Below are 25,602 nucleotides of genomic sequence, written 5' to 3'. Positions count from 1 at the left end.
TCCGAGGTCGGGCGCAGCTCAGCTGCGGGAGAACATGGCGAGCATGCGACGGGTCACCGCGAAGCCACCGAAGATGTTGATGCTCGCCAGCAGGATCGCCGCGAACGACAGTCCCGTGATCCACGGATCGCCGTGCCCGATCTGCAGCAGCGCGCCGACCACGATGATCCCGGAGATCGCATTGGTCACCGACATCAGCGGGGTGTGCAGCGCGTGATGCACGTGGCCGATCACGTAGTAGCCGATCACGATCGCCAGCGCGAACACCGTCAGATGTCCTTGCAACGCGGGCGGTGAGATCGCGATCAGCCCGAATGCCGCTGCCGCCGCGATCAATACCAGCCCGATGCGGCGCCGAGCAGACATCGGCTCCTTCACCGGTGCCGGTTCGGGTGGCGCGGTGGGCTCGGCCGCGGGCTTCGCCGAGACGGCGACCGGGGGCGGCGGCCAGGTGACCTCGCCGACGCGCACGACGGTGATGGAACGTTGGACCACATCGTCGAAGTCCAGGACCAGCCTGCCGTCCTTGCCCGGGGTCATCAGCTCGAGCAGGTTCGCCACGTTCGTGCCGTACAGCTGCGAGGCCTGGGCGGGCAGCCTACCGGCCAGATCGGTGTAGCCGATGATGGTGACGCCGTTGTCGGTGACGATCGCGCGGTCGGCGACGGTGCCCTCGACGTTGCCGCCGTTCTGCGCGGCCATGTCGACGATGACACTGCCGGGCCGCATCGAGGCCACCATCTCGGCGGTGATGATGCGCGGCGCGGGGCGCCCGGGGATCAGGGCGGTCGTGATGACGATGTCCACCTCGGCGCACTGCTCGGCGTAGAGCCGCGCCTCACGGGCCTTGTAGTCCCCGCTCATCTCCTTGGCGTAGCCGGTCGACGAGACCTCCGCCTCAGCGGAGTCGATCGAGAGATATTCTCCACCAAGCGATTTCACCTGGTCGGCGACTTCCGGCCGCGGATCGGTGGCGCGCACGACAGCACCGAGGCTGCCCGCGGCACCGATGGCGGCCAGCCCGGCCACCCCCGCACCGACCACCAGGACCTTGGCGGGAGGTACCTTGCCCGCGGCGGTGACCTGCCCGGTGAAGAACCGGCCGAACGCGTGCGCGGCCTCCACGACCGCGCGGTAGCCCGCGATATTGGCCATCGAGGACAGCACATCCAGCGACTGGGCCCGTGAGATGCGCGGCACCGCGTCCATGGCCAGGGCGGTGATCGGCCGCTTGCCGAGGTCGGTGACCAGATCCGGATCGTTCACCACCCCCAGCAGGCTGATCACGGTGGCACCGGGGTGCAGGTCGTCGAGCTGGTAGGTCGCTGGCGCGTTGACACCGAGCACGATATCGGCGACGCGAGCGTTGCCGATCGTGGCGCCCGCCTCGACGTAGGCGTCGTCGGAGAACGACGCGAGGCTTCCCGCGCCGGTGTCGACCACCACGTCGTAGCCGAGCCGGACGAGCCGGGTGACCGTCGCCGGAGTGGCGGCCACCCTGGTCTCGCGCGGGCGTGCTTCCCGCAGGACACCGATGATCATGGTCCCGCAACCTCCACCAGGTCGGCCAGTCGCGCCCGGTGCGCACCGGCAGTGCCGAAGGCGAGCTGGTCGGCCTTGGCGCGCTTGAGATACAGGTGGGCCGGATGCTCCCATGTCATGCCCATGCCACCGTGTAGCTGCACCGCCTCTTCGCCCGCGTAGACCGCGAGGTCGCTGCAGAACGCCTGGGCTACCGACGCCGCGACGGGCGCGTCGGCGTCATCGGCGACGAGGGTGGCGGCGGCGTAGCGGGCGGCGGCATTGCCGGACTCGACGGCGGTGTACAGATCGGCCAGCCGGTGCTTGACGGCCTGGAATCCGCCTACCACGCGACCGAATTGGCGCCGCTCCTTCAGATACGACACGGTCTCGTCGAGGCACCACCGCGCCACCCCGTACTGCTCCGAGGCGAGTAGGGCCGTGCCCGCGGCGAGTGCGCGGCGCACCGCGGCCTCGCCGTCGGCCACGACCAGTTCACCTGCGGCACCGTCGAACTCGATGTCGGCGAGCTGACGGGTCATGTCGAAGGAGACGACCGGGGTGAGCTTGGCCTCGGTGGACGACACCGCATACAGCGCGACGCCATCGGGACCGGCGGCCGGGACCAGCAGTACATCGGCCTCGAGCGCACCGGCGACGCTGGTGACAGTGCCGGTCAACTGACCGTCGGCACCAGCGGAGATCGCGGGCAGCGCGGTGTGGGCGGCGGTGGTCAACGGGACGACCAGGGCGGCGGTCCGCGCCCCCGCCGCGAGCTGACCCAGCAGCGCCGAACCGGAGCCGAGCAGTGCGGTGGTGGCGACCACGGCACTGGTCAGGAAGGGCACCGGGGCGACGAAGCGCCCGAGTTCTTCGAGCACGACCGCCGCCTCGCGGGCCGACGCGCCCGCGCCGCCGTCCTCTTCGGGGACGAGCAGCCCGGCCAGCCCGAGGTCGACCGCGATGTTCTTCCACAAGCCGTCGACCAGCGCGCGGTCGCCGTCGTAGAGCGCGGTGACCGCGCCGGGTTCGCACTGGGAGGTCAGCACCGAGCGCACTACGTTGCGCAGGTCGTCCTCGACTTCGGTGTAGAGCAGATCAACGTCGGTCATCGCGCGACTTCTTTCCAGGGACGGTCCTTGTCGGTGCGCGGCTCGGCGGGCAGGCCGAGAATGCGCTCGGACACGATGTTTCGCAGGATTTCGGAGGTGCCGCCCTCGATCGAATTGCCCTTGGCCCGCAGGTAGCGGTAGCCCGCGTCGCGTGCGTTCAGATCGACACGCTCCGGACGGACCAGGGTCCAGTCGGAGTAGCGCAGGCCGTCCTCGCCGAGCAGCTCCAGCTCCAGCCCGGACAGCTGCTGGGCGATCCGGGCGAAGGACAGCTTCATCGCCGAACCTTCCGGGCCGGGCTGGCCCTGGGCCAGCTTCTGCCGCAGCCGCAGGCCGGTGAGCCGGGCGACCTCGGCGTCGACCCACAGCCGCAGCAGCCGGTCGTGCAGCTCCGGGGTACGCAGCTGCGGATTGTCGCGCCACGTCCGGGCGACCACGCCGATGATCCCGGACTCGCGGGCACTGGCCTTGCCGCCGATCGCGACCCGCTCGGTATTGAGCGTCGTGTTGGCGATGCGCCACCCGTCGCCCTCTGCACCGAGGCGCTGGGCGTCGGGGACGCGGGCGTCGGTGATGAAGACCTCGTTGAACTCGGCCTCACCGGTGATCTGGCGCAGCGGCCGCACCTCGACTCCCGGCTGGGTCATGTCGATCAGGAAATACGTCATGCCGCGGTGCTTGGGAATACCCGCGTCGGTGCGGGCCAGCAGGATCGCGAACTGCGCGAGATGCGCGCTCGAGGTCCACACCTTCTGCCCGTTGACGACCCACTCGCCGCCGTCACGCACCGCGCGGGTGCTGACATTGGCCAGGTCGGAGCCCGCGCCGGGTTCACTGAACAGCTGGCACCAGATCTCCTCGCCGGTCCACAGCGGACGCAGGAACCGCTTCTTCTGCTCCTCGGTGCCGCAGGCCAGGATCGTCGGGCCCGCCATGCCGAGACCGATGACGTTGGCCATCGGATTGTTGTCCGGGGCGCCAGCCTGCTCGAAGGCCTGATCCACCTCGGCTTGCCAGGCGTGTGGCAGACCGAGACCACCGTGGCCCTCGGGGAAGTACACCCACGCCAGGCCGGCGTCGTAGCGAGCGCGCAGGAACTCGAGGCGCTCGGTGGTGGCGGGATCGTTGGCGGCGAGGAATTCCCCGATCCTGGTACGGAGTTCGTCGATGGTCATCGGGCCTCCCGCTGTTTGCGCAGCTCGTTCTTGGCCAGCGCGTTCTTGTGGACTTCGTCCGGGCCGTCGGCGAACCGCAGCGTGCGGTTGCCCGCGTAGGACGCGGCCAGCGAGAAGTCCTGGGACAGACCCGCGGCGCCGTGCACCTGGATGGCCTTGTCCAGAATCCACTGCACCGTGGCCGGGGTGGCGATCTTGATCGCCTGGATCTCGGTGTGGGCGCCCTTGTTTCCGACCGTGTCCATCAGCCAGGCGGTCTTGAGCACCAACAGCCGCAGCTGTTCGAGCTTGACCCGCGACTCGGCGATCCAGTCCCGGATCACGCCCTGCTCGCTGAGCGGCTTGCCGAAGGCGACGCGGTCGTCGGCGCGGGCGCACATCGCCTCGATCGCGCGCTCGGCCACGCCGATGGCCCGCATGCAGTGGTGGATGCGGCCGGGGCCGAGCCGGGCCTGCGCGATAGCGAAGCCCTCGCCCTCGCCACCGATCAGGTTGGCGGCGGGCACCCGCGCGTCGGTGAACGACAGCTCGGCGTGACCACCGTGCTCGTGGTCGTCGTAGCCGAAGACCTCCATGCCGCGGATGATCTCCACGCCGGGGGTGTCGCGCGGGACCAGGATCATCGACTGCTGACGGTGCCTGCTCGCGGACGGATCCGTCTTGCCCATCACGATGAAGATCTGGGCGTTCGGGTTCATCGCGCCGGTGATCCACCACTTACGGCCGTTGAGCACGTAGTCGTCGCCGTCGCGCTCGATGCGGGTCGCGATGTTGGTGGCGTCGGAGGAGGCAACGTCGGGCTCGGTCATCGCGAAGGCGGACCGGATCTGCCCCTCCAGCAACGGCTCCAGCCATTCCTTGCGCTGGGCCTCGGTGCCGAACTGCGCCAGCACCTCCATGTTGCCGGTGTCGGGTGCGGCGCAGTTGAGTGTGGCCGGGGCCAGATGTCCGCTGCGGCCGGTGATTTCGGCCAGCGGCGCGTACTGCAGGTTGGTCAGTCCGGCGCCCTCGGCGCCGGGCAGGAACAGATTCCACAGGCCGCGGCGGCGGGCCTCGGCCCGCAGCTCGGCCATGACCGGCACCGAATCCCATGCCCAGCGGTTGTCGAGCTGGGACAGCTGAGCGCGGAACACCGGTTCGGCCGGGTAGACATGGTTGTCCATGAAGTCCAGCAGCGAGGCCCGCAATTCCTCGGTGCGGGCGTCGTAGGCGAAATCCATCAGCGGTACTCCTTCACTGCGGTGAGGCCGGTTTCGAGGAGGGGGTCGATCACCGCGCCGACGGTGTCGAAACCTTCGCCGACCGTCTGCCCGCGCAGAAATCGGTAGTGGATGCCCTCGAGGATCGCGGCCAGTTTGAACGCGGCGAGCCCGAGGTAGAAACCGAACCGGGACATGTCGCGATCGCTGCGTGCGGTGTAGCGGGCGATGATCTCGCTTTCGGACAGGAAGCCCGGGGCGACCGACGCGTCGGCCACTGTCGCGCCGCTCGACCGGTCCGCGAGGCGGCCGTAGACGATCATCAACGCCAGATCGGTGAGCGGGTCACCGAGAGTGGCCATCTCCCAGTCGATGACCGCAGCGAGCCGGTCGCTGCTGTCGGTCAGCACGTTGTCGAGCCGGTAGTCACCGTGCACGATGCCCACCGCCGACTCGGTGGGCACGTCGGCGGCAAGCCGCGCGTGCAGCTCGTCCGCCAGGGGCAGGTCGCGCGAGTGCGACGCGTCCAGCTGCTTCTTCCAGCGGCGCACCTGACGCTCCAGGAAACCCTCGGGACGACCGAAGTCGGCCAGCCCGATCGCGGCCGGATCGACCGCGTGCAGCACAGCGAGGGTGTCGATCAGGTCGGTCGAAATCGCCCGTGTGCGTTCGGGTCCCAACGCACCCAGCTCCGCGGCGGTCCGATACGGCGTGCCCTCGACGTGTTCCATCACGTAGAAGGGCGCACCGAGCACGGTGTCGTCCTGGCACAGCGCGTACATCGCAGGCACCGGGACATCGGTGTCCCGCAAGGCCGCCGTCACCCGGTATTCGCGGGCCATGTCGTGGGCGGTGGCCAGCACGTGCCCCAGCGGCGGGCGCCGCACGATCCAGCGGGTGCTGCCGTCGCCGACCTCGTAGGTCAGATTCGACTTGCCGCCGGCGATCAGCTTGCCGCTCAGCGCGCCCGCCACATCGACCTGGCCACGCAGCCAGGTAGACAACCGGTCGAGATCCAGGCCCGGAAGGTCGGTCCGGGTTTCCATCAGGCCACCACGAGGCTGAGCGATTCGACCACGCAGACCGGCTTGTCGCCGCCCTCGCGCTCGATCACGACCTTGGCGGTCACCAGGTGGCCCGCGGCACCCGCGGCGACGGAGACCAGTTCGACCCCGGCGCGCACCTTCGAGTCCACCGGCACCGGTGCCGGGAACCGCAGCTTGTTGGAGCCGTAGTTGACCGCCATCTGCACGCCCTCGACCCGGTACACCTGCGCGACCAGCAGCGGGACCAGCGACAGGGTCAGGTAGCCGTGCGCGATGGTGGTGCCGAACGGTCCGTTCGCCGCCTTCTCGGTGTCGATGTGGATCCACTGGTGATCACCGGTCGCGACGGCGAAGGCGTTGATCTGCGACTGGGTGATGGTGTGCCACTCGGAGTAGCCGAGATGGGACCCGACGGCCGCCCCGAGCTCGGCGATGCCCTGGAAAGTCCTCATGCCCTCGGCCCTCCCGCGACGTAGAGCACCTGACCGGACACGAAACCGGCGCCTTCGCTGGCGAAGAACGACACGGCGTGCGCGATGTCGTCGGGCACACCGGTGCGCGCGACCGGGATCTCCTTGGCGGCACCGGCTTTGAAATCCTCGAACGGAATGCCGACACGCGCCGCGGTGGCCGCGGTCATCTCGGTCTCGATGAAGCCGGGTGCGATCGCATTCGCGGTGACGCCGAACTTGCCGAGCTCGAAGGCCAGGGTCTTGGTGAAGCCCTGCACGCCCGCCTTGGCCGCGGCGTAGTTGGCCTGACCGCGGTTGCCGAGCGCCGAGGTGCTCGACAGGTTGACGATGCGGCCGAACTTGGCCTCGGTCATGTACTTCTGCACCGCGCGGGTCATGAGGAAGGCACCACGCAGGTGCACGTTCATGACGGTGTCCCAGTCGTCGACCGACATCTTGAACAGCAGGTTGTCGCGGAGGACGCCGGCGTTGTTGACCAGCACGGTCGGCGCGCCGAGCTCGGCGACGACCCGCTCGACGGCCGCGGTGACGGCGGCCTCGTCGGCCACGTCGGCGCCGACGGCGATCGCCCGGCCACCCGCGGCCTGGATCTGCTCGACGACCGGCTTACAGGCGACCTCGTCGAGGTCGACCACGGCCACGGCCATGCCGTCGGCGGCAAGCCTGCGCGCGACGCCCGCGCCGATGCCACGGGCGGCGCCGGTGACGATGGCGGTCTTGGTGGGGGTACTCATTGTTGTCTCCTGAAAGTTGGATGTGGTGGTCAGACGCCGCCGGTCAGCGTGACGCCGCCGTCGAGGACCAGCAGTTGGCCGGTGACCCAGGACGCGTCGTCGGAGAGCAGGAACGCCACCGCGCCGGCGATGTCCTCGGGCACACCGAGGCGCTTGAGCGGGTAGGTTTCGGCGAGCTCCTTCTCCTTGCCCTCGTAGAGAGCGGTGGCGAACTTCGTCTTCACCACAGCAGGCGCGACCGCGTTCACCCGGATGTCGGGGCCGAGTTCCACGGCCAGTTCCTGGGTGATGTAGGTGAGCATGGCCTTGCTGGCGCCGTAGAAGCCGATCCCGGGCGCGGGCTTGATCCCGGCCACCGACGACACGTTGACCACCGCGCCACCGTGCTCCGCCATCCACGCCTTGTGCACCTGCTGGGTCCACGACAGCGCGGCCAGGCAGTTGACCTCGATGATCTTGCGGGCCGCCTGCAGATCCATCTCGATCATCGGGCCGTACACCGGGTTGATGCCGGTGTTGTTGACCAGCAGATCGACGCTGCCGAATGCGTCTATCGCCCGGGCCACCGTGTCGGCCTGGTGGTCGATGTCGTCGGCGGGTCCTGCCACACCGAGCGCGTGTTCGGCGCCGCCGAGCTGCTGCACAGCGTCATCGAGAGCGTCCTTTTTGCGGGCGGTGACGACGACTTTCGCGCCGTCGTCGACCAGCCGCTGCGCGATGCCGAGGCCGATGCCGCGGCTGGCGCCGGTCACGATCGCGGTCTTGCCCGCGAAACGGCCGGTCACGACAGCCGCTCCAGCACCATGGCCATACCCTGGCCGCCACCGACGCACATCGTCTCCAGCCCGAACTGCTTGTCGTGGAAGCGCAGCGAGTTGATCAGCGTGCTGGTGATGCGGGCGCCGGTCATGCCGAACGGGTGACCCACCGCGATGGCGCCACCGTTGATGTTGAGCTTGTCCTCGGGGATGCCGAGTTCGCGGGCGGAGCCGAGTACCTGCACGGCGAAGGCCTCGTTGATCTCGACCAGGTCGATGTCGTCGATGGTGAGACCGGCGCGGCGCAGTGCCTGCTTGGAGGCCTCGATCGGGCCGAGGCCCATGATCTCCGGCGACAGACCGGAGACTCCGGTGCTGACGACGCGCGCGAGCGGGGTCAGGCCGAGTTCCCTTGCCTTGGTGTCGGACATGATGATCAGGGCGGCCGCGCCGTCGTTGAGCGCGCAGCAGTTGCCCGCGGTGACGGTGCCGTCGGGCCGGAACACCGGCTTCAGCTGGCTCACCGCCTCCAGCGTGACACCGGCGCGTGGGCCGTCGTCGGCGCTGACCACGGTGCCGTCGGGCAGCGTGACCGGGGTGATGTCGGTGGCCCAGAAGCCGTTGGCGATGGCCTTCTCGGCCAGATTCTGCGAGCGGACACCGAACGCGTCCTGCTCCGCGCGGGTGATCCCGGTGAGCTGGGCGACGTTCTCCGCGGTCTGGCCCATGGCGATGTAGACATCGGGCAGTACGCCGTTGCGGCGCGGGTCGGCCCAGGATGGGGCGCCACCGCCGGCTCGCTCGGCGGTGCGGGCGACCGCCTCGCCGAAGATCGGGTTCTGGGTGTCGGGCAGGCCGTCGGCGTTGCCCTTGACGAACCGGCTCACCGTCTCGACGCCCGCCGAGATGAAGACGTCGCCCTCACCTGCCTTGATGGCGTGCAGCGCCATGCGGGTGGTCTGCAGGCTCGACGAACAGTAGCGGTTGACGGTGGTACCGGGAACGGTGTCGAGCCCGGCCAGCACGGCGACCGCCCGGGCCATGTTGAAGCCCGACTCACCCGCCGGCTGCCCACAGCCGAGGACGAGGTCCTCGATCTGGGTCGGGTCGAGATTCGGCACCTGAGCCAGCGCGGCCCGCACCATCTGGACGGACAGGTCGTCGGGACGCATGTCCTTGAGCGAGCCCTTGCCCGCGCGACCGATCGGGGAACGGGCAGCGGCGACGATCACAGCTTCCGGCATCACATCTCCTTGGTGAATAAGCGCTTGCTTAGTGAGATAGTGCAGGCGGCCCCGATTACCGTCAAGAGACAACCGACCACAGGCTCCTGTTAGCCACATCACACCGCCCATGACAGGTGCCGTTCTACCGAGGCGAGATAATGGCGATCCCATGACCGACACCACCGAATCCCGCAGCGACGCGACCCGCGCACGCCTGCTGGAAGCCGCGATCGCAGCGTTCGCCGAGAAGGGTTTCAACGGGACGACGACGCGCGATATCGCCGCGGCCGCAGGCGTGAGCCCGGCCGCGGTCTATGTGCATCACAAATCCAAAGAAGAACTGCTCTACCTGATTTCGCGATCGGGCCACGATGAGACACTCGAGCTGATCCTGAAGGCGGCCGCGTCGTCGGACGATCCGGCGATCGCGCTGCGCACTGTCATTCACGATTTCGCCGTGCACCACGCCCGCGGGCACACTGGCGCCCGGATCGTGAACTACGAGCTGAACTCGCTGAGCCCCGAACACCGCACCGAGATCCGCGGTATCCGCCACCGGATCGATCAGACCATTCGCGAACTGGTCGAGCGCGGGATCAAGAAAGGCGTCTTCGACACCCCGGACGCGCGGATCGCAGCCACGGCCCTGCTCTCGCTCGGCATCGATATCGCGCGCTGGTACCGCGACGAGGGCGACTGGTCGCCGGAAGACATCGCCACGGCCTACGCCGATATGGCGTTGCGCATCGTCGGCGCCACCTGACTGGCCCGCACCAGCGCGATCAGTTCGATCACCGCTGTCGCGTGTCGAGGTGGCGAAACAACAGTTGTTGCGAAAATTATTTCGGTAGTGCCACCACTCGCACCGGACGGAGGAACTCGGCAACTCGCGGCCCCAGCTCCTCGGCACGGGTGACGAGGCCGAGATGACCGTCCGGGTAGATGTGCAGGGTCGACCGGGGCATCAGCATGTGCATGATCTTCGCGTTGATCACCGGCACGATCGGGTCGTCGTCACCGGCGAGGATCAGGGTGGGCTGCCTGATCAAGGGCAGGAACGGCAGGCTGGACCAGCCCGCGCCCGCGAGCAGCTGCAGCGCGTAGCCGAGGCCGGGAGCGCGGCCGACATGGCTGTGCAGGATCGTCTTGGCGAGGTCCGGTTCCGCGCGCAGACGTCCTCCGTAGATCATCGGGGCGATCGCTGCCGTGTAGGCGGGATCGCGGTAGCGGCGCGGCGTGATCATCTTGCTCAGCACCCGGGGATGCGCGGGGATCATCAGCGAGCCGGTCGCGGTGGCCACGAGCACCAGGCGACGGCACCGCCGGGGATGCTGCAGGGCGAACTGCTGGGCGAGGCCGCCGCCCCACGAGATGCCGAGCACGTCCGTCTCCGTGTACCCCAGTTCGTCGAGGAGTTCTCCGAGCAGGCAGGCCAGCGTCGCGAAATTGTAAGGTACGCGCGGCAATTCGGAACCGCCGATGCCGGGCACATCGAACCGGATCACCGGGATCGCCGGGTCGAGCCGGTCGAGGAAGGGCGCCAACAGCTCCAGCCTCGCGCCGATCCCGTTGCACATCAGCAGCGGGCGGCCCCGACCCGCGCGCACCGCAACGCGCAGGCGCCGTCCGCTGATCCACAATTCCCGAACGATTTCGGCCTCGGCCACGTGGCCTCCTTCAGGTTGGGGACGACGCTCAGGTGTCGAGCCGGTTGCCGAGCTCCGGGAACGCGCGGATGGCCTGCAGCGCTATGGTGAGGTCGCTCAGCAACCGCGGGTCGTCGAGCGAGCCACCCAGATGTTCTTCGATGCGCCGGATCCGGTGCCGGACCGTGTTCTCATGGCAGTACAGCGACCTGCCCGCCTCGGCGGCCGAGCCACGCGAGTCGATCCACGCTGTCGCGGTGGCCAGCAGCGTCGTCCGTTCGTGGTCGGGCAGGGCGAGCACGCCGTGCAATACGCGCACCACGAACCGGCGGGTGGTATCCCGGTCGCGCACAAGGAGATCGATGTGCGGGTCGTCGTCGAGGCTGCGGATACCCTTCGTGCCGGGCGCCGAGGTCTCCAGGGCGACCTGGGCCAGCCGCAATGCCCTGGCCGCACCGTCGAGTCGATGGAACAGCGGGCTCACGCCGACGCGTCCGAGCGCCACCTGCGCGACCGAGGCGAGCACCTCCCCCGGGTCACGGCGTCCCAGGGAGAGCACCCCGATCTCGTGCTGCGGTTGGGAGCGCCATGCCGAACCGACGTCGAGCTGCCGGAGGCGGTCCTCGAGTCGCGGCAGCGCCGAGGAGTTCGAACTCGTCACCTCCGCGACGAGCACCAGGAAGGTGCCGTCGTAGGGCAGGTCGAGCAGCTTCGCGACCTCCCAGGCGCTCAGCGAACCGGAAGCGGGGCCGTCCAGGATCGCCGAGATGATGCCGGATCGCCTGCGGTCGGCCGCGATCATCCGTTCACTCATCGCCTCCCGGTAGGACTCGGTCAGGGCGAGGCAGAAGTCGTCGGCCAGTTCCCAGATCGTCGTCGCGGTATCGAGCAGCGCATCCACCGACTTCTGGCCCGAGTCACGGGCCGCGGCGAGCAACCGCTCCCACAAGAACGCGAAGCCGAGGCGATAGGCGCGCAGCAGCTCCGGCAGCGGCATATCCTGCATGGCCCTGGTGCGTCCGATATGCCGTGGCGCCGAAAGCTCGGTCTCCAGTTCGCCGCTCAACCGGGTCAGGATCTGATTCATGTTGACTATCAGCGATGTTCGCAACTCGCCGCGGCCGACAATGCTCCCCACGCGGTAGATCTCGATCTGCTCGGCGATCCGGGCGAGCAGCTGGTCGGCCAGCTGATCGATCTGCCCGAGCAGGTCAGCGGCCAGTTTCGCCACCGGCGGAGCGAGACGTGAAGGAGGCACCTCGACAGGTTATCCACGAGGTAACGGCCGGTGCCGCATCGAGCGAACAGACTGTGGGCGCCGACACGTTCTCCGGTGATGCATTGTCGGCGCCGACATTGGCTGAACCGGCGCGATGCGCGACTGTTCTAGTACGCGTTCGGCACGGTGGCCGCACTGAGATGCGGGTCATCGTGCGTTCGCCACCGGATTGCGAGCAGCAGACCCACCACTCGGTCGTCGACCACCGCGCCAACGAGATCTGGCTACCCAGATCGACGCGGACCGACCAGTGCACGCTGCGCGGACTGTGCCCGCGCGGCCGACAAGAGTGGAGTCGCCATCATCAATCCCAGCACGACCAGTGACAACCCGGAGTTCGTTGTCCCCTTCGACCACCTGCTGATCGACGCCGCGCTGGGGCCCGCTCACCGGTGGCTGCCCGGCAATTCGGGAGTTCGCTTCCTCGATGCTCTCGCCAAACGCCCCGACCGGGTCAAGACACGGGTCGGCAAGCTCGTCGACGAACTCGGCCGCATCGTCAAAGGCACCTCCGAGCTCGCACCGCCACCGAAGGACCGGCGCTTCACCGACCCGGAATGGTCGAACAACCCGCTGTTGAAGCGCATCGTTCAGGCCTATCTGGCCACGAACGAGCTGGCCGAAGGGCTCGTCGAGGACGCGCCGATGGAGTGGCGCGACGCCGAGCGGATGAAGTTCGTCCTGTCGAACATCCTCGAAGCCGCAGCACCGAGCAATAATCCGCTGATCAGCCCCGTCGCCTGGAAGACGTTCTTCGCCAGCAACGGCTCCAATACCGTCTCGGGCCCACGCAACCTGCTGCGCGACTTCGCCAGCTCGCCGCGGATCCCGGCGATGGTTGAGCCCGACGCCTTCAAGGTGGGCGTCGACCTCGGGATCACGCCCGGAGCCGTCGTGTACCGGACAGAGATGTTCGAGCTGATCCAGTACCTGCCGCAGACCGAGACCGTGCGCGAGGTGCCGCTGCTGATCGTTCCGCCGACCATCAACAAGTACTACGTCCTCGACCTGGCTCCTGGCCGCAGCCTCGTCGAGTACTTGGTCCGGCAAGGCCAGCAGGTGTTCATGATCTCCTGGCGCAATCCCGACGAACGCCACCGTGATTGGGGCACCGATGCCTACGCCGACGCCGTGATCGACGCGTTCAGCGTGGTCGACCGGATCACCGGCGTCGGCGCCGTGCACGCCCTGGCCGCCTGCTCGGGTGGCCTGATCGCTTGCATGGCGGCGGCACACCGCGCGCAGACCGGCAGCATCGCCGAACTGGCCAGCCTCAACCTGCTCGTCACCATGATCGACCAGAACCGGGCAGGCGTCGCCGCCTCGCTCATCGACGAAGGTATCGCGCGTGCCGCGATCGCCCGGTCGCACAGCAAGGGGTACCTGGACGGGCGCACGCTCGCGGAAGTCTTCGCCTGGCTGCGCCCCGCCGACCTGGTATGGAACTACTGGGTCAACAACTATCTGCAGGGCAAGACCCCACCCAAGTTCGACATTCTGTTCTGGAACGCCGACACCACCCGGATGCCCGCCGCGCTGCACCGCGACTTCATCGACATCGCCCTGCACAACAAGCTCGCCACCGCCGGCGCGGTCACCGTGCTCGGCACACCCATCGACCTGGGCGAGATCACGGTCGACTCCTATGTCGTTGCCGGCTCGGCCGACCACATCTGCCCCTGGACCAACTGCTACCGCAGCGCCCAGCTACTCGGCGGCAAGGTGCGTTTCGTCCTGTCGACCAACGGCCACATCGCCGCGCTCGTCAACCCACCCGGTAACCGCAAGTCCAGTTACCAAGTGTCGGAGAGCAATTCGCTCGACCCCGCAGACTGGCGCAGCGCCGCGGCAACCGTACAGGGGTCCTGGTGGCCGGACTACGCCGCGTGGCTCGGCGACCGCTCTGGACACACGAAGCCGGCGTCGGCCACGCTGGGTAACGCCGACTTCCGCCCGCTCGGTGTCGCCCCGGGCAGTTACGTCATGGCCGACTGAGCGTCAGGCGCGCGGTCATCGTCACGGTGATCGCGTCGAAGTCGGTGGTCTCAGGTTGGGCCGATGCGGTTTCATCGGCCTCCCTTCACGATCTGCGGCGAGTACGTTGCGAGGTAGGCGGTGACAAGGCGTTTCAATTCGGAGATGGTGGGCTCGTCGCCGGACACCGACCGTCGGAATGCCACGTCGAACAGCCGGTTACCGGCCTCGAACGCGAGGTCGACGGCGAGCTGCGGGGTGTCGTCCGCGAGGAAGCCCCGGTTGATCAGATGGCGCCGGAACCGCTCGGCTTGCGCTTCGTCGAAGGCCTCGGCGACCTCGCCGATCGCCGGGGAACGCCCGACATACCAGAGTTCGACGAAGCTCGGGAACTCCCGATAGTACGCGAGCAACAGGTCGACGATCGTGTCGATGGCCTGGCCCAGATTCTTCGCTACCCGCTGCTCGAGCCCAGCGGTGATACGGATGTTCAACTCCTCCGAGTGGCGGCGCGCCAACTCGACGTCGACGTGGTTGCGATCGGCGAAGTAGTGGTAGATCGATGCCAGCGGGATGCCCGTCCGTTCGGCGATCGACTTCAACGTCGCAGCTTCGTAGCCTTGCTCACGGAGCAGCGCCTCCGCCGCTTCCAGAATCGCCTGCACACGCTCGACGCCACGGCGTTGCACCGGCGCCGGACGGGCCGAGGCCTTTGGAACCACGGAATTATCGAACACGATTCGAAATCGTATCAACGAAACCCGGGAACCCGTGGGAAGGTTTCGAGGCCCCCGGCGTCGCCGAGATGATCGAGGCGCTGAAGCGGCTACCGTCCAGATCTGTCCGGCGGCGAGGCATCGGCGTCGCCGCCCTGTTTGCGCTCGCCCGGCCCGATTCTGCGCGGCATCACCCTCGGCCGAGCGCCCCTGGGCGCATCATCCGTACCGGCACGTCTCCGACGCGAGGCGCCGAGGTCGATGACATTGTGTTCATGCTCGGCGTTCTCGCCCGCCTGCGCCACGGCGTCGACCGGCCACGATTCTGATGCGCTCTGCAACTCCGCTCGGGTCACCGGACGGGTGGGTGCCGGATCGTAGACAGCCTCCGGGGGCCAAGGCCGACGCCGGGCTTCGCCGGCATCATCTCGACCTCGCCGCGGCCGCTTCGGCAACCGGACGACGTTCGACGTCCGGCCCTCGGCCTCGCCAGAACCACCTTCGGAGGCCTTCATCTCGTCTCACTTCCGCCGCAGCCGCTCCAGCGCATCGAATCGACTTCCGCCAGGTCGCTTCGCGAACCTGTCCCGGCTTCCTGGTCCGGCATCGAACTAACCGCTGACAGGCGTCGCGACACCCGTCGATCCCACAACGGCCAGTGCCTCGAACTTCGGCTTCGGTCTATCGATCACCTCCACATTCTGCATCAAAGCCCCCTTCACCCGCTTTCGACCCGGTGGGAACCGTGGCTGCTCAGCTACCTCGATGACGCGCTGTGACGGCAATTACGCAGCGCCGTGCGTAATCGAAGACACCGCTGATCAGGGCGAATACCGGGTTCGCCGGGCGGTAGCGTCGATGCCATGCAGCTGACCGCGTCGACCGATATCGGGATGCGCGCCGTGATGCGCCTGGCCGCTGCCGACCAGGCGGGCGACCGGGTGACGATCAAGGCGATCGCCCACCAGGTCGGTGCCTCCGAACGCACCGTGTCCACCGTGGTGGCCCGGCTCGTCGAGATCGGCGTGATCGCGACGACCCGTGGCCGCGGCGGCGGGCTGGTGCTCACCGATACCGCGCGCTCGACGACGCTCGGGACGTTGATCCGGCAACTGGAACAACGTCCAGAGGTCGTCGAGTGCGCGGGGCCGCCGTCGTCGCCGATGATCGCGGGGGGCCGCCTGCGCCATGTCCTGGCGCAGGCCGCCGAGGCGTTCTACCGCGAGCTCGACCGGTTCACGGTGGCCGATCTCGTCGCCGGTTCGGCCGGGCAGCTGCTGCCGTTGCGCGCGCAGACATCGCGTCGCGCGCCCGCTGATGCCGAGGAGCCCTGATGACCGCACCCACCCGCTCGCAACCCGAACTCGCATCGGCACAGGCCGAGATCGTGCGCGCGACACTCCCGGCGATCGCCGCCGCCGTCGACGAGATCACCTCCGTCTTCTACCGGACCCTGTTCGGCAACCATCCCGCATTGCTGCGCGATCTGTTCAACCGCGGCAACCAGGCCCAGGGCAGCCAGCCACGCGCGCTCGCCGCCTCGATCGCCACCTTCGCGACCTACCTCGTCGACCCCGCTCTGCCGCATCCGTCGGCGATGCTGGCCAGGATCGGGCACAAGCACGCCTCGCTCGGTATCACCGCCGATCAGTACCAGGTGGTGCACGACAACCTGTTCGCCGCGATCGTGGAGGTCCTCGGCGCCGATGTCGTCACCGCTCCGGTCGCCGAGGCGTGGGATCGGGTATATTGGCTGATGGCCGATGCGCTGATCGATCTGGAGAAGCAGCTCTATATCGAGTCCGGGGTGCAGCCGGGTCAGGTGTTCCGCGCCGTGACGGTGACCGAGCGCAGCGACGATCCGGCGGGTGTCGCCGTCTTCCGCGTTCGTGCCGTAGACCCGGCCGAAACGCTTCCCGGATTCGTTGCGGGGCAATATATCTCGGTGGGTGTTCGGCTGCCCGACGGCGCGCGTCAGCTGCGCCAGTACAGCCTGATCGAGGCAGGTGGGGACGGCACGCTGGCGTTCGCGGTCAAGCGGGTCGCCGCGACGTCCGGATGCCCGGCCGGTGAGGTGTCGACCTGGCTGCACGATCGGGTCGCGACCGGCGACGAACTCGAGATCTCGCTGCCCTTCGGCGATCTGACGATCGACCCCGACGCCGCCACACCGCTGGTGCTGATCTCAGCAGGCGTCGGCGTGACCCCGATGGTGGGCATCCTCGAACATCTCGCGGCCCGTGATCCGGGTAGGCCGGTCCAGGTGCTGCACGCCGATCGCAACGCAGGCACCCATCCCCTGCGCGCGCGGGTGCTCGCCCTCGTCGACCGTCTCGACCGGGCCGAGGTCGCCTTCTGGTACGCCGAGGAGACCGACGGCGCGCATCGGGGCCGGCTAGATCTTTCGGCGATCGCCTTGCCCGACGACGCCGAGATCTACGTGTGCGGTGGCGAGGGTTTCCTCGATGCGGTGCGCGCGCAACTGACCGTGGCGGGCATACCCGCCGAGCGGGTGCACATCGAACAGTTCACCCCCACCGACTGGCGCCGTTGAGCGAAACCGCCCTGGCCGACGACCGCTGAGGCATCGCATTCCGTCGTCCGCGCGAGGATAATTGTCAGCGGATGACAGGTTCGCCTACGTCCAGGAGTCAGCGATGATCCACAGCCACCGGGCGTTCTCCCACCTGGTCCACGCGATGGGTGAGGAGTCGTTCGGTGACGACCAGTTGCGCCATGCGGCCTGGATCGCGCGGTGCGTCGGCCGCGGGCCGACCGCACCACTGAGTCTCGGCGAGCTCTCCGAACTCGCCGACCGGGTCGAGGTCGGACCTCTCGCGGCCGGGACGCTGGTGTTCTCCGCGGGTGCGCCCGCCGACGGGGTGTGGATGGTGAAGCAAGGCCAGGTCGAATTGTCGGTGGGTGCCGGGCGGGATCGTGCGGTCGTCGATGTGCTCGGCCCCGGCGACGTCGACGGTGACATCGCGCTGCTGCTGGGGATGCCGCTGGCCTACACCGCGCGCACACGCATCGACGCGAGCTGCCTGTTCCTGCCCGCTTCCGCCTTCGAGGCACTGCTCGCCAACGATCCCGCGACCGCCCGTCGCTGGTTTTCCAGTGTCGCCCAGCGGGTTTCGGCCGGTCAGGGACGATTGATCAACATGCTCGGCCGCCCGCTGCGCACCCAGGTCGCCCAGCTGCTGCTCGACGAGGCCGTCGACGGTTCGGTCCAGCTCGCCCAGCGCACCCTCGCCGCCATGCTCGGGGTGCACCGCCCGTCGTTGACCAAGACCCTCAGGGAGTTCGAACGCCACGACCTGATCAGCATCGACGACGAAGCCATCAGCATCGTCGATACCGAACGACTGCGCCGACTCGAGTCGGCACACTGAATGCCGAGACCGTTTCGGCGCTAGCGCTTGCGGCCGATCCCGCCGACGATGCAGTGGCGGACGTCGTTGAGCGGGGTGAGGTGCGGGCCGTCGGGCCACCAGTCGTCGCAGCGGACCAGGCCGGGTTCGACCATCTCCAGATCGCCGAACATGGCCTGGATCTCGTCTCTGGTCCGGAAGCGGCCGCTGCCCATCGGGCTGTGGATGAACTTCTCTTCCATCTTGCGCGCCAGTTCGCTGTATTCGGGCGTCTGCGGGTCGTGGAAGTGGGCGATCGCCACGAACGAACCCGACGGCAGTGCGTCGATGTAGGTCTGCATCAGCGCGGGGCCGTCCTCACCCAGGTAGTGGTGCAGGGTGCCGATGTGGAACAGCGCCAGCGGGCGGGTGAAGTCGAGTTCGGTGCGCACGGTCTCGTTGCCGAGCACCTCGAGCGGGCGGAAGATGTCGGCCTCGGCGATCCGGGTGCGGCTGTTGCCTGCCAGCAAAGCCCGCGCGTGCACCAGCACCGACGGATCGTTGTCGACGTAGACCACCCGCGACCGCGGGTTGACCCGCTGGACCACCTGGTGGGTGTTCTCCGCGGTGGGCAGGCCGGAGCCGAGATCGAGGAACTGGTCGATCCCCGACTTGGCCAGGAACCGGCACGCGCGGATGAGGAAATCGCGGTTGGCCCAGGCCAGATCGTTGACCTGCGGTGCGACGGTGCGGACCTGGGCCAGCACCTCGCGATCCACCTCGTAGTTGTCTTTGCCGTTGAGCGCGGCATCGTAGACGCGCGCGATGCTCGCGCGCGTGGTGTCCACCCCGACCGGAACGGCGCTGGGGTAGGCGGCAGAGGATTGCGACATGCGGGCGCCTCCGGGCTTCGGACCGTCTGTACGAATTCAGCGTAGAGCATCTATTCCGTTGGCACAGAGGCTAACCCGGCTCCGCCTACCGTCGTTCGAGCCACTCCTCGAAGGTCGGGCCCGCGATGACGGCGCCGGGTCCGGGCAGCAACGCGCCCTCGGCCTGCAGGTGGTGATCCGGGTTGGTCGGGTCGAGCACTTCGACCACCTGGGCAGGCGCGCCGCGCCGGGCGGCGACCCGCGCCACCGCGTCGACGAGCCGCCACTGCTGCGGGCCCGCGATCTCGACCACGGCGGGTCCGTCGGTGCGGACGAGGTCGGCCAGGTGCTCGGCGACCGTACGCGCGGCCACCAATTGCGCTCGGTACGTGGGTATTTCGGCCCGATCACCGACCGTGGTCCAGTCGAGCATCATCTCGGTGAACTCGTGGAACTGGGCGGCACGCAGAATGCGCACGGGAACCGGTCCCTCCTGGTAGGCGCGCTCGTGGGCGAGTTTGCCCGCGTAGTGTCCCGCGGTGAAGGCGTCGATGCCGATGATCGAGACCACCGCGATGCGCCGCACGCCCGCCGCCGCCGCGGCCTGCCCGACGTTGCGGGCGATCGTGCGGAAGAACTCGGTCACCGCCGCGGTGTCGGTGGTTTCGGCGTTCACCGCGTCCACCACCAGCTCGACATCGGTGAGCGCGGCGGCCAGACCGTGGCCGGTCAGCACGTCGATGCCTGCCGCGCGGGTGATCTCGACGATGTCGTCGCCGTTGTTCTTCAGGACGTCGACCACCTCGCGGCCGATCCGTCCGCTCGCCCCGATCACTGCGATCCGCATTCGTTTCTCCTTCGACGGTGTACTGGTCGACGGGACGACGAAAAACGCGGGCGGAGTGTGACATCAGGCAGGTAGTGGCGGTACCCGTGTCAGCGGACTCCTGGTCACCACCGGCGCGGCGGCACACGATCAGGGCATGTCACAGACCATCGCGCCCGCACCGGCGCACCCAGTACCGGCGGGCAGGCGATCGGCGGCCGTGCTCGTCGTCCTCCTCACCGGGCAGTTCATGGCGGTGCTCGACGCGTCCATCGTCAATGTCGCCATTCCGTCGATCCGCGCGAGCCTCGGGACCGGCGGTGCGGCGCTGCAGTTGATCGTGGCGGGGTATGTCATCGCGTACGCGGTCTTGCTGATCAGCGGCGCCCGCCTGGGCGATCGTTTCACTCAGCGGCGTACCTTCGTCGCGGGGCTCGCGGTGTTCACCGTCGCGTCGCTGGCGTGCGGGCTGGCCTGGGACGAGCTGTCGCTCATCGTGTTCCGGTTCGCCCAGGGTGCGGGCGCGGCGGCGATGGTGCCGCAGGTGATGACGCTGATCCAGCGCACCTTCACCGGTCCGGCGCGAGCCAGGGCGTTGAGCATCTACGCGGCGATCATCTCCGGCGGCGTGGTGGCCGGTCAGATCCTGGGCGGGCTGATCGTCGATGCCGACCTGGCGGGCAGTAGCTGGCGTGGGGTGTTCCTGGTGAATGTGCCACTCGGCCTTGCCCTGCTGGTTGTCGCGCCGGGGGTTCTTCCGGTTACCGCGGCGCGGACCGACCGCAGGCTGGATGTTCCCGGTCTGGCGACGCTGACGGTCACCGTGTTGTTGCTGGTCGTTCCGCTGGTCCTCGGCCGTGAACTGGGCTTTCCCGCGTGAGCTTGGGTGTGCCTCGGTGCCGGGGTCCTCGGACTGGTGGTGTTCGCCTGCATCGAGCGCCGGGTCGCGGCGGGCGGTGGCGAGCCGCTGTTCTCGCCTCGGGTACTCGCCGCGCCCGGCCTGCTGGTGACCGCGGCGACCCTGCTGCTGATCATGGCGAGTTTCGGCGGCTGGTTGTTCGCGATGGCGATCCATCTGCAGGGCGAGCTGGGCTACAGCGCGCTGCACGCCGGGACGCAGTTCCTGCCGATGGGCATCATGTTCGCCGCGGCCGGGCTGTACTGGGAACGCATCCCGAAACAGTGGCACGCCAGGATGATTCCGCTCGGCCTGGTGCTCGGCGCGGCGGCGCTCGGCTGGCTGGCGGTGCTATTGCGTGACGGCGCGGACCTCGGTCCGGCGGCGCTGTTCGCCTTCGCTGCGCTCGGTCTCGGCAGCGGGCTGGCGTTCAGCCCGTTGATGACCAGGGCGCTGTCGACGGTCCCGATGGCGCTCGCCGCCGACGCCAGCGGCATTCTCGTGACAAGTGTGCAGATGGGTGTCGTCGTGGGGATCGCGACATTCGGCTCGGTGTTCTTCGCTCTCGCCCCAACATCGGCGAGCGGCGCGTTGGTGGTCGTCCATCTGATGGGTGCGGGGACCTCCCTCACGGCGGCAGCGCTGGCCGCCATCGCCGTGCACCGCACGCGACCCTGATTCACCGGGTTCCGATCATCCGGTCGCCGGGCCCGACCGGGTCCCCGGCGCACGGTGCGCCGAGCGCCGTGCGGGCAGCGCACCCGCGGTGGTGCGCTGCTCTGTCAGTTACCGCAGTACGGCGCGTTCGTCAGCGGCCCCGCGGCCGCGGGTGCGCGGCAGCAGGCCGCCGCGCAGTACGCGCTGCTGACGAACGCGCCGTAGCTCAGAGCTGGGCTTCGATCGCGGCGACGATCTCGCTCGCGTCCGGGGTGACGGTCGGGCGGAAGCGGCCGGCGACCGTGCCGTCGCGGCCGATCAGGAACTTCTCGAAGTTCCACTGCACATCACCCGCGCTGCCGTCGGCGGCCGGGGTCTCGACCAGGCTGGTGTAGAGCGGGTGGCGGTCGTCGCCGTTGACGTCGACCTTGGCCAGCAGCGGGAAGTCGACGCCGTAGGTGACCGCGCAGAATTCCTGGATCTCCTCCGCGGTGCCGGGCTCCTGTCCCATGAACTGGTTGCAGGGGACACCGACCACCGTGAAGCCACGCTCACCGTAGGTCTTCTGCAGCTCGACCAAGCCGGTGTACTGCGGGGTCAGCCCGCACTTGGAGGCCACGTTGACCAGCAGCACCGCCCGGTCACCCGCCAGCTCGCCCAGCGTGGTGTCCGCCCCGCTCAGGGTCTGCACCGCAATATCTCGAATGTTCGCGCTCACCACAACACCACCAGATCTCGTCTATGTCGGTTCGATGGCCACCGTACCGGAGCCCGACCGGGGCGCAAGTGTCCCGCTGGGCGGGAACTTCTATAACACGTTCTTGTTTTGTCGGGCGGTAGGCGGCACCATTTCGGGTACGTACCCGAGCACCGGAGGAACACGTGACCGAACAGCCCCACCGGATCGACACCGTCCGCCCGCTGCGCGCGAACGCCGTGACGCACTGGGATTTCGAGGCCGACGTGGTGGTGGCCGGTTTCGGCATCGCCGGCGTGTGCGCCGCGATCGAGGCCGCCAGGGCGGGCGCGAAGGTGCTCATCCTGGAACGGACCGGCGGCTGGGGCGGCGCCGCCGCACTGGCGGGCGGGTTCGTCTACCTCGGTGGCGGCACCCCGCTGCAGCAGGCGCTCGGGTTCGACGACACCCCGGAGAACATGGCCGCGTTCCTCACCGCCGCGCTCGGGCCCGGCGTCGACGAGGCCAAGATCGAGGACTACTGCGCGGGCAGCGTCGAGCACTACAACTGGCTCGTCGAGTGCGGTGTGCCGTTCAAGGAGTCGTTCTGGGGTGAGCCCGGCTGGGAGCCGCCGCACGACGAGGGGCTGATGTACTCCGGCGGTGAGAACGCCGCGCCGTTCCTCGATGTCGCGAAGCCCGCGCCCCGCGGCCACGTGCCGCAGATGGCCGACAAGAAGACCGGTGAACGGGGCGGTGGCTACATGCTGATGAAGCCCCTGGCCGACACCGTCGCCGAACTCGGCGTCGCCGTCGAGTACGACACCCGTATCCGCAGGCTCATCGTCGACGACGAGGACCGCGTTGTCGGCCTGTTGGCGACCAATTACGGCAAGCCCGTCACGGTGCGGGCCGCGCGCGGTGTCGTCCTGGCGACCGGCAGCTTCGCCTACGACACCGAGATGATCGACCGCTACACCCCGCGCCTGAGCGGCAGGCCCGGCGCCGCCATCGAGGAGCACGACGGCATCGGCATCCGGGTGGCGCACGCGCTCGGCGCCGAGCTGGCGCACATGGACGCCAGCGAGGTCGCCATCTTCGGCGATCCGCAGCTGATGGCGCGCGGCATCCTCGTCAACGGACGCGGCCAGCGATATGTCACCGAGGACACCTACCCTGGCCGGATCGGTCAGGCGACGCTGCTGCAGAACGACAACCAGGCCTTCCTCGTCATCGACGAGGCCTCGCTCGAGGAAGCCCTCACGACCGAGAGCTCCACCCCGTTCTTCCGTGTCCCGCCGAAATGGGTCGCCGAAACCGTGGCCGAGCTCGAGTCCGAGATGGGCCTGCCCGAACAGACTCTGCAGACCACCATCGCCACCTACAACCGGCATGCCGAGAACGGCAGCGACCCGCTGCTCGGCAAGAAGCCGCAGTGGGTTCGCCCGGTCACGCCCCCGCTGGCGGGCTTCGACCTGCGCGGGCTCACCGCCGGATTCACCCTCGGCGGCCTGCGCACCGATCTGGACTCACGGGTGCTGCACGTCAGCGGTGAGCCGATCGAGGGCCTGTACGCGGCGGGTCGTTGCACGTCAGGGCTGTGCGCGTATGGCTACGTCAGCGGCGCCTCGCTCGGCGACGGCAGTTTCTACGGTCGCCGGGCCGGCAAGGCCGCCGCAGCGGCGGGAACCGACTGAGGCGCGCGGCACCCACCGGAGCCGCACTGTCAGTACGCTGCTTGCAGCGCTGGGGCCGGACGACGAGTCCGGCTGTGCTCGCGGACTTTTCAGTCCGCGCGCGGGCGCGACCAGTTGGCTACGACAGATGCAGCGCAGGATCGGAGTTGGACAGTGCAAGCAGGTGGGACGTCCGCGGATTACGTGATCGTCGGCTCTGGGTCAGCGGGGGCGGTGCTCGCGAATCGGCTCAGCGCCGACCCGGGCACCACGGTTGTCCTGTTGGAGGCCGGTCCGGCCGACGACGACAAGTACGCCCATATTCCGGCGGCGTTCTCGAAGCTGTTCCGCACCGAACGTGACTGGGACTATCTGACCGAACCCCAGCCCGGCCTCGGCGACCGCCAGATCTACTGGCCGCGCGGCAAGACCTTCGGCGGCTCGTCGTCGATGAACGCGATGATGTGGGTGCGCGGCTTCCGCGCCGACTACGAGGAGTGGGGGCTCCTCGCGGGTGAGCAGTGGAACTTCGCGGCCGCCGTCGAGCAGTTCCGCAAGATCGAGAACGTGCAGGACGCGCAGTTCCCCGACGAGGGCTCGAAGGGTCCGCTGCACGTGCAGCGCCAGCGCAGCCCGCGCGCGTCGACGCACGCGTTCCTCGAGGCGGTGCGCCAGGCGGGCCTCGAGCTCGAGTCGCCGAACCGGCCCGCGCCCAAGGGCTTCGCGCAGACGATGGTCACCCAGCGCGACGGCAGGCGCTGGAGCACCGCCGATGCCTACCTGCGGCCTGCGATGAAGCGCGCGAACCTGACCGTGCGGGCCGAATCGCTGGCCACCCGGGTGCTGTTCGACGGCACCAAGGCCACCGGCGTGGAATACCTGCACGACGGGCAGACCCACACCGTGACCGCGAACCGCGAGGTCATCCTGTGTGGTGGCGCGGTGAACAGCCCGCAGCTGCTGCAGCTTTCGGGCATCGGCGACGAGGAGGAGCTCAAGGGGCACGGCATCGAGGTCGTCGCCCACTCCCCCGAGGTCGGCGCGAATCTGCAGGACCACCTGATCGCCGCGCTCGGCTACAGCGTCGAGTCGGACTCGCTGTTCACGGCGGAGAAGCCGCTCGAGCTGCTCAACTACTTCATCCGGCATCGCGGCATGCTCACCTCCAATGTCGGTGAGGCGTACGGGTTCGTGCGCAGCGAGCCCGAGCTCGAGCACCCCGATCTGGAGCTGATCTACGCGCCCGCGCCGTTCTATCACGAGGGTCTGGTGGAGCCGACCGAACACGGCGTCGTCGTCGGCGCCATCCTGCTGCGCCCGCGCAGCCGTGGCCGGATCGGCCTGGCTTCGGCCGATCCGACGGCCAAGCCGGTCATCGATCCGCTGTACCTGTCCGATGCCGACGGCGCCGACCGCGCCGCGCTGATGGCGGGCCTGCGGGTGTGCGCCGAGCTGGTCGGCCAGCCCGCGCTCAAGAGCGCCCTGGGTGCGCTGATCTACCCGCCGGAGGCGCCCGCGGATCTCGAGGAGACGATGGCGCTGACCATCGAGAAGTTCTCGCACACCCTGTACCACCCGGTCGGTACCTGCCGGATGGGCACCGACGCCGCCAGCGTCGTCGCCCCGGATCTGAAGGTGCGCGGTGTCGAGGGCCTGCGCGTCGCCGACGCCTCGGTGATGCCGTTGATCATCCGCGGGCACACCAACGCTCCAGCGATCTTCATCGGTGAGCAGGCCGCGGACTTCATCCTGGCCGAGTCCTGAACCGGTGGTGGCGCGCCGATGTGG

26 protein-coding genes are annotated in these 25,602 nt (G+C 68.7%); 11 read left to right on the top strand and 15 right to left on the bottom strand.

Features of this window, described 5'->3' with window-relative positions; genetic code table 11:
• Positions 1-18: 18 nt before the first annotated feature.
• Genes ACFWF2_RS18540 through ACFWF2_RS18500 form a run of 9 tightly spaced genes read right to left on the bottom strand, consistent with a single transcriptional unit; the run spans position 19 to position 9,262 of the window.
• Positions 19-1,542 (bottom strand): Re/Si-specific NAD(P)(+) transhydrogenase subunit alpha, encoded by a 1,524-nt coding sequence (locus ACFWF2_RS18540; RefSeq protein ID WP_379308657.1) that lies wholly within the window; start codon positions 1,540-1,542, stop codon positions 19-21.
• Positions 1,539-2,633 carry an acyl-CoA dehydrogenase family protein gene (locus ACFWF2_RS18535; protein ID WP_379308656.1) on the bottom strand — a complete coding sequence of 365 codons (1,095 nt, stop codon included), beginning with the start codon at positions 2,631-2,633 and terminating at the stop codon, positions 1,539-1,541. Before ACFWF2_RS18535 ends, ACFWF2_RS18540 begins: the two co-directional genes overlap by 4 nt.
• Entirely contained in the window at positions 2,630-3,808 is a 1,179-nt protein-coding gene (locus ACFWF2_RS18530; RefSeq protein ID WP_379308655.1) for an acyl-CoA dehydrogenase family protein, read from the bottom strand. Before ACFWF2_RS18530 ends, ACFWF2_RS18535 begins: the two co-directional genes overlap by 4 nt.
• Complete coding sequence (locus ACFWF2_RS18525; protein WP_379308654.1) at positions 3,805-5,028, bottom strand: acyl-CoA dehydrogenase family protein; 1,224 nt, start codon at positions 5,026-5,028, stop codon at positions 3,805-3,807. Before ACFWF2_RS18525 ends, ACFWF2_RS18530 begins: the two co-directional genes overlap by 4 nt.
• Positions 5,028-6,053, bottom strand: coding sequence for a phosphotransferase family protein (locus tag ACFWF2_RS18520; protein WP_379308653.1), 1,026 nt, complete (start codon positions 6,051-6,053; stop codon positions 5,028-5,030). Before ACFWF2_RS18520 ends, ACFWF2_RS18525 begins: the two co-directional genes overlap by 1 nt.
• Entirely contained in the window at positions 6,053-6,505 is a 453-nt protein-coding gene (locus ACFWF2_RS18515) for a MaoC family dehydratase (protein ID WP_379308652.1), read from the bottom strand. The genes ACFWF2_RS18520 and ACFWF2_RS18515 overlap by 1 nt, the downstream gene beginning before the upstream one ends.
• Complete coding sequence (fabG, locus tag ACFWF2_RS18510; RefSeq protein ID WP_379308651.1) at positions 6,502-7,260, bottom strand: 3-oxoacyl-ACP reductase FabG; 759 nt, start codon at positions 7,258-7,260, stop codon at positions 6,502-6,504. Before fabG ends, ACFWF2_RS18515 begins: the two co-directional genes overlap by 4 nt.
• Positions 7,261-7,289: 29 nt before the next feature.
• On the bottom strand, positions 7,290-8,045 hold the full coding sequence (locus ACFWF2_RS18505; protein ID WP_379308650.1) for an SDR family oxidoreductase: 756 nt from the start codon (positions 8,043-8,045) through the stop codon (positions 7,290-7,292).
• Positions 8,042-9,262 carry an acetyl-CoA C-acetyltransferase gene (locus ACFWF2_RS18500; protein WP_379308649.1) on the bottom strand — a complete coding sequence of 407 codons (1,221 nt, stop codon included), beginning with the start codon at positions 9,260-9,262 and terminating at the stop codon, positions 8,042-8,044. Before ACFWF2_RS18500 ends, ACFWF2_RS18505 begins: the two co-directional genes overlap by 4 nt.
• Before the next feature lie 151 nt (positions 9,263-9,413).
• On the opposite strand from ACFWF2_RS18500, the gene ACFWF2_RS18495 reads away from it, so the two are divergent.
• A complete protein-coding gene (locus ACFWF2_RS18495; RefSeq protein WP_379308648.1) occupies positions 9,414-10,007 on the top strand; it encodes a TetR family transcriptional regulator in 594 nt (197 codons plus the stop codon).
• 76 nt (positions 10,008-10,083) lie between these two features.
• On the opposite strand, the gene phaZ is transcribed toward ACFWF2_RS18495, so the two are convergent.
• Together phaZ and ACFWF2_RS18485 are read right to left on the bottom strand one after the other, a co-directional pair.
• Positions 10,084-10,911, bottom strand: coding sequence for a poly(3-hydroxyalkanoate) depolymerase (gene phaZ, locus ACFWF2_RS18490; RefSeq protein ID WP_379308647.1), 828 nt, complete (start codon positions 10,909-10,911; stop codon positions 10,084-10,086).
• A 28-nt stretch (positions 10,912-10,939) separates the two neighbouring features.
• Positions 10,940-12,148 (bottom strand): PucR family transcriptional regulator, encoded by a 1,209-nt coding sequence (locus ACFWF2_RS18485; protein WP_379308646.1) that lies wholly within the window; start codon positions 12,146-12,148, stop codon positions 10,940-10,942.
• A gap of 324 nt (positions 12,149-12,472) precedes the next feature.
• Between ACFWF2_RS18485 and ACFWF2_RS18480 the strand changes: the two genes are divergently transcribed.
• Complete coding sequence (locus ACFWF2_RS18480) at positions 12,473-14,164, top strand: PHA/PHB synthase family protein (RefSeq protein WP_379308678.1); 1,692 nt, start codon at positions 12,473-12,475, stop codon at positions 14,162-14,164.
• 71 nt (positions 14,165-14,235) lie between these two features.
• Here the strand turns inward: ACFWF2_RS18480 and ACFWF2_RS18475 are convergent, their stop codons facing one another.
• Positions 14,236-14,880: a TetR/AcrR family transcriptional regulator gene (locus ACFWF2_RS18475; protein ID WP_379308645.1), complete on the bottom strand. Its 645-nt coding sequence runs from the start codon at positions 14,878-14,880 to the stop codon at positions 14,236-14,238.
• A gap of 68 nt (positions 14,881-14,948) precedes the next feature.
• On the opposite strand from ACFWF2_RS18475, the gene ACFWF2_RS18470 reads away from it, so the two are divergent.
• The 4 genes from ACFWF2_RS18470 to ACFWF2_RS18455 all read left to right on the top strand — a co-directional run bounded on the left by ACFWF2_RS18470 (position 14,949) and on the right by ACFWF2_RS18455 (position 18,251).
• Positions 14,949-15,188: a hypothetical protein gene (locus ACFWF2_RS18470; protein ID WP_379308644.1), complete on the top strand. Its 240-nt coding sequence runs from the start codon at positions 14,949-14,951 to the stop codon at positions 15,186-15,188.
• A gap of 534 nt (positions 15,189-15,722) precedes the next feature.
• Positions 15,723-16,193 carry an RrF2 family transcriptional regulator gene (locus ACFWF2_RS18465; RefSeq protein WP_379308643.1) on the top strand — a complete coding sequence of 157 codons (471 nt, stop codon included), beginning with the start codon at positions 15,723-15,725 and terminating at the stop codon, positions 16,191-16,193.
• A complete protein-coding gene (locus tag ACFWF2_RS18460; RefSeq protein WP_379308642.1) occupies positions 16,193-17,413 on the top strand; it encodes an FAD-binding oxidoreductase in 1,221 nt (406 codons plus the stop codon). Before ACFWF2_RS18465 ends, ACFWF2_RS18460 begins: the two co-directional genes overlap by 1 nt.
• A gap of 103 nt (positions 17,414-17,516) precedes the next feature.
• Positions 17,517-18,251: a Crp/Fnr family transcriptional regulator gene (locus ACFWF2_RS18455; protein ID WP_379308641.1), complete on the top strand. Its 735-nt coding sequence runs from the start codon at positions 17,517-17,519 to the stop codon at positions 18,249-18,251.
• Between the two features lie 20 nt (positions 18,252-18,271).
• Here ACFWF2_RS18455 and ACFWF2_RS18450 read toward each other — a convergent pair whose 3' ends face one another.
• Positions 18,272-19,102, bottom strand: a complete 831-nt coding sequence (locus ACFWF2_RS18450) for an SAM-dependent methyltransferase (protein ID WP_379308640.1) — start codon at positions 19,100-19,102, stop codon at positions 18,272-18,274.
• Between the two features lie 85 nt (positions 19,103-19,187).
• A complete protein-coding gene (locus tag ACFWF2_RS18445; protein WP_379308639.1) occupies positions 19,188-19,928 on the bottom strand; it encodes an SDR family oxidoreductase in 741 nt (246 codons plus the stop codon).
• A 136-nt stretch (positions 19,929-20,064) separates the two neighbouring features.
• Between ACFWF2_RS18445 and ACFWF2_RS18440 the strand changes: the two genes are divergently transcribed.
• Genes ACFWF2_RS18440 through ACFWF2_RS18430 form a run of 3 tightly spaced genes read left to right on the top strand, consistent with a single transcriptional unit; the run spans position 20,065 to position 21,687 of the window.
• Positions 20,065-20,787 carry an MFS transporter gene (locus ACFWF2_RS18440; RefSeq protein WP_379308638.1) on the top strand — a complete coding sequence of 241 codons (723 nt, stop codon included), beginning with the start codon at positions 20,065-20,067 and terminating at the stop codon, positions 20,785-20,787.
• A 6-nt stretch (positions 20,788-20,793) separates the two neighbouring features.
• Positions 20,794-21,483 carry an MFS transporter gene (locus tag ACFWF2_RS18435; protein ID WP_379308637.1) on the top strand — a complete coding sequence of 230 codons (690 nt, stop codon included), beginning with the start codon at positions 20,794-20,796 and terminating at the stop codon, positions 21,481-21,483.
• 54 nt (positions 21,484-21,537) lie between these two features.
• Positions 21,538-21,687 (top strand): hypothetical protein, encoded by a 150-nt coding sequence (locus tag ACFWF2_RS18430; protein ID WP_379308636.1) that lies wholly within the window; start codon positions 21,538-21,540, stop codon positions 21,685-21,687.
• Position 21,688: 1 nt separating this feature from the next.
• On the opposite strand, the gene ACFWF2_RS18425 is transcribed toward ACFWF2_RS18430, so the two are convergent.
• Positions 21,689-22,183 (bottom strand): glutathione peroxidase, encoded by a 495-nt coding sequence (locus tag ACFWF2_RS18425; protein ID WP_379308635.1) that lies wholly within the window; start codon positions 22,181-22,183, stop codon positions 21,689-21,691.
• Between the two features lie 161 nt (positions 22,184-22,344).
• Here ACFWF2_RS18425 and ACFWF2_RS18420 point away from each other — a divergent pair, with 161 nt between their 5' ends.
• Positions 22,345-23,835 carry an FAD-dependent oxidoreductase gene (locus tag ACFWF2_RS18420; RefSeq protein WP_379308634.1) on the top strand — a complete coding sequence of 497 codons (1,491 nt, stop codon included), beginning with the start codon at positions 22,345-22,347 and terminating at the stop codon, positions 23,833-23,835.
• Between the two features lie 153 nt (positions 23,836-23,988).
• On the top strand, positions 23,989-25,578 hold the full coding sequence (locus ACFWF2_RS18415) for a GMC family oxidoreductase (RefSeq protein WP_379308633.1): 1,590 nt from the start codon (positions 23,989-23,991) through the stop codon (positions 25,576-25,578).
• The last annotated feature ends 24 nt before the right edge of the window (positions 25,579-25,602 follow it).

This window comes from Nocardia sp. NPDC060259 (assembly GCF_042728775.1).
Classification (GTDB): domain Bacteria; phylum Actinomycetota; class Actinomycetes; order Mycobacteriales; family Mycobacteriaceae; genus Nocardia.
Note: the sequence above shows the minus strand (reverse complement) of the source record. Positions and strands in the feature narration are given on the sequence as shown.

Coding starts and splice junctions, on each gene's coding strand:
- ACFWF2_RS18455 (WP_379308641.1), top strand. CDS start 17,517: ATGATCCACAGCCACCGGGCGTTCTCCCACCTGGTCCACGCGATGGGT.
- ACFWF2_RS18450 (WP_379308640.1), bottom strand. CDS start 19,102: ATGTCGCAATCCTCTGCCGCCTACCCCAGCGCCGTTCCGGTCGGGGTG.
- ACFWF2_RS18525 (WP_379308654.1), bottom strand. CDS start 5,028: ATGGATTTCGCCTACGACGCCCGCACCGAGGAATTGCGGGCCTCGCTG.
- ACFWF2_RS18500 (WP_379308649.1), bottom strand. CDS start 9,262: ATGCCGGAAGCTGTGATCGTCGCCGCTGCCCGTTCCCCGATCGGTCGC.
- ACFWF2_RS18440 (WP_379308638.1), top strand. CDS start 20,065: ATGTCACAGACCATCGCGCCCGCACCGGCGCACCCAGTACCGGCGGGC.
- ACFWF2_RS18495 (WP_379308648.1), top strand. CDS start 9,414: ATGACCGACACCACCGAATCCCGCAGCGACGCGACCCGCGCACGCCTG.
- ACFWF2_RS18540 (WP_379308657.1), bottom strand. CDS start 1,542: ATGATCATCGGTGTCCTGCGGGAAGCACGCCCGCGCGAGACCAGGGTG.
- ACFWF2_RS18515 (WP_379308652.1), bottom strand. CDS start 6,505: ATGAGGACTTTCCAGGGCATCGCCGAGCTCGGGGCGGCCGTCGGGTCC.
- ACFWF2_RS18535 (WP_379308656.1), bottom strand. CDS start 2,633: ATGACCGACGTTGATCTGCTCTACACCGAAGTCGAGGACGACCTGCGC.
- ACFWF2_RS18530 (WP_379308655.1), bottom strand. CDS start 3,808: ATGACCATCGACGAACTCCGTACCAGGATCGGGGAATTCCTCGCCGCC.
- ACFWF2_RS18445 (WP_379308639.1), bottom strand. CDS start 19,928: ATGCGGATCGCAGTGATCGGGGCGAGCGGACGGATCGGCCGCGAGGTG.
- fabG (WP_379308651.1), bottom strand. CDS start 7,260: ATGAGTACCCCCACCAAGACCGCCATCGTCACCGGCGCCGCCCGTGGC.
- ACFWF2_RS18465 (WP_379308643.1), top strand. CDS start 15,723: ATGCAGCTGACCGCGTCGACCGATATCGGGATGCGCGCCGTGATGCGC.
- ACFWF2_RS18470 (WP_379308644.1), top strand. CDS start 14,949: ATGATCGAGGCGCTGAAGCGGCTACCGTCCAGATCTGTCCGGCGGCGA.
- ACFWF2_RS18520 (WP_379308653.1), bottom strand. CDS start 6,053: ATGGAAACCCGGACCGACCTTCCGGGCCTGGATCTCGACCGGTTGTCT.
- ACFWF2_RS18460 (WP_379308642.1), top strand. CDS start 16,193: ATGACCGCACCCACCCGCTCGCAACCCGAACTCGCATCGGCACAGGCC.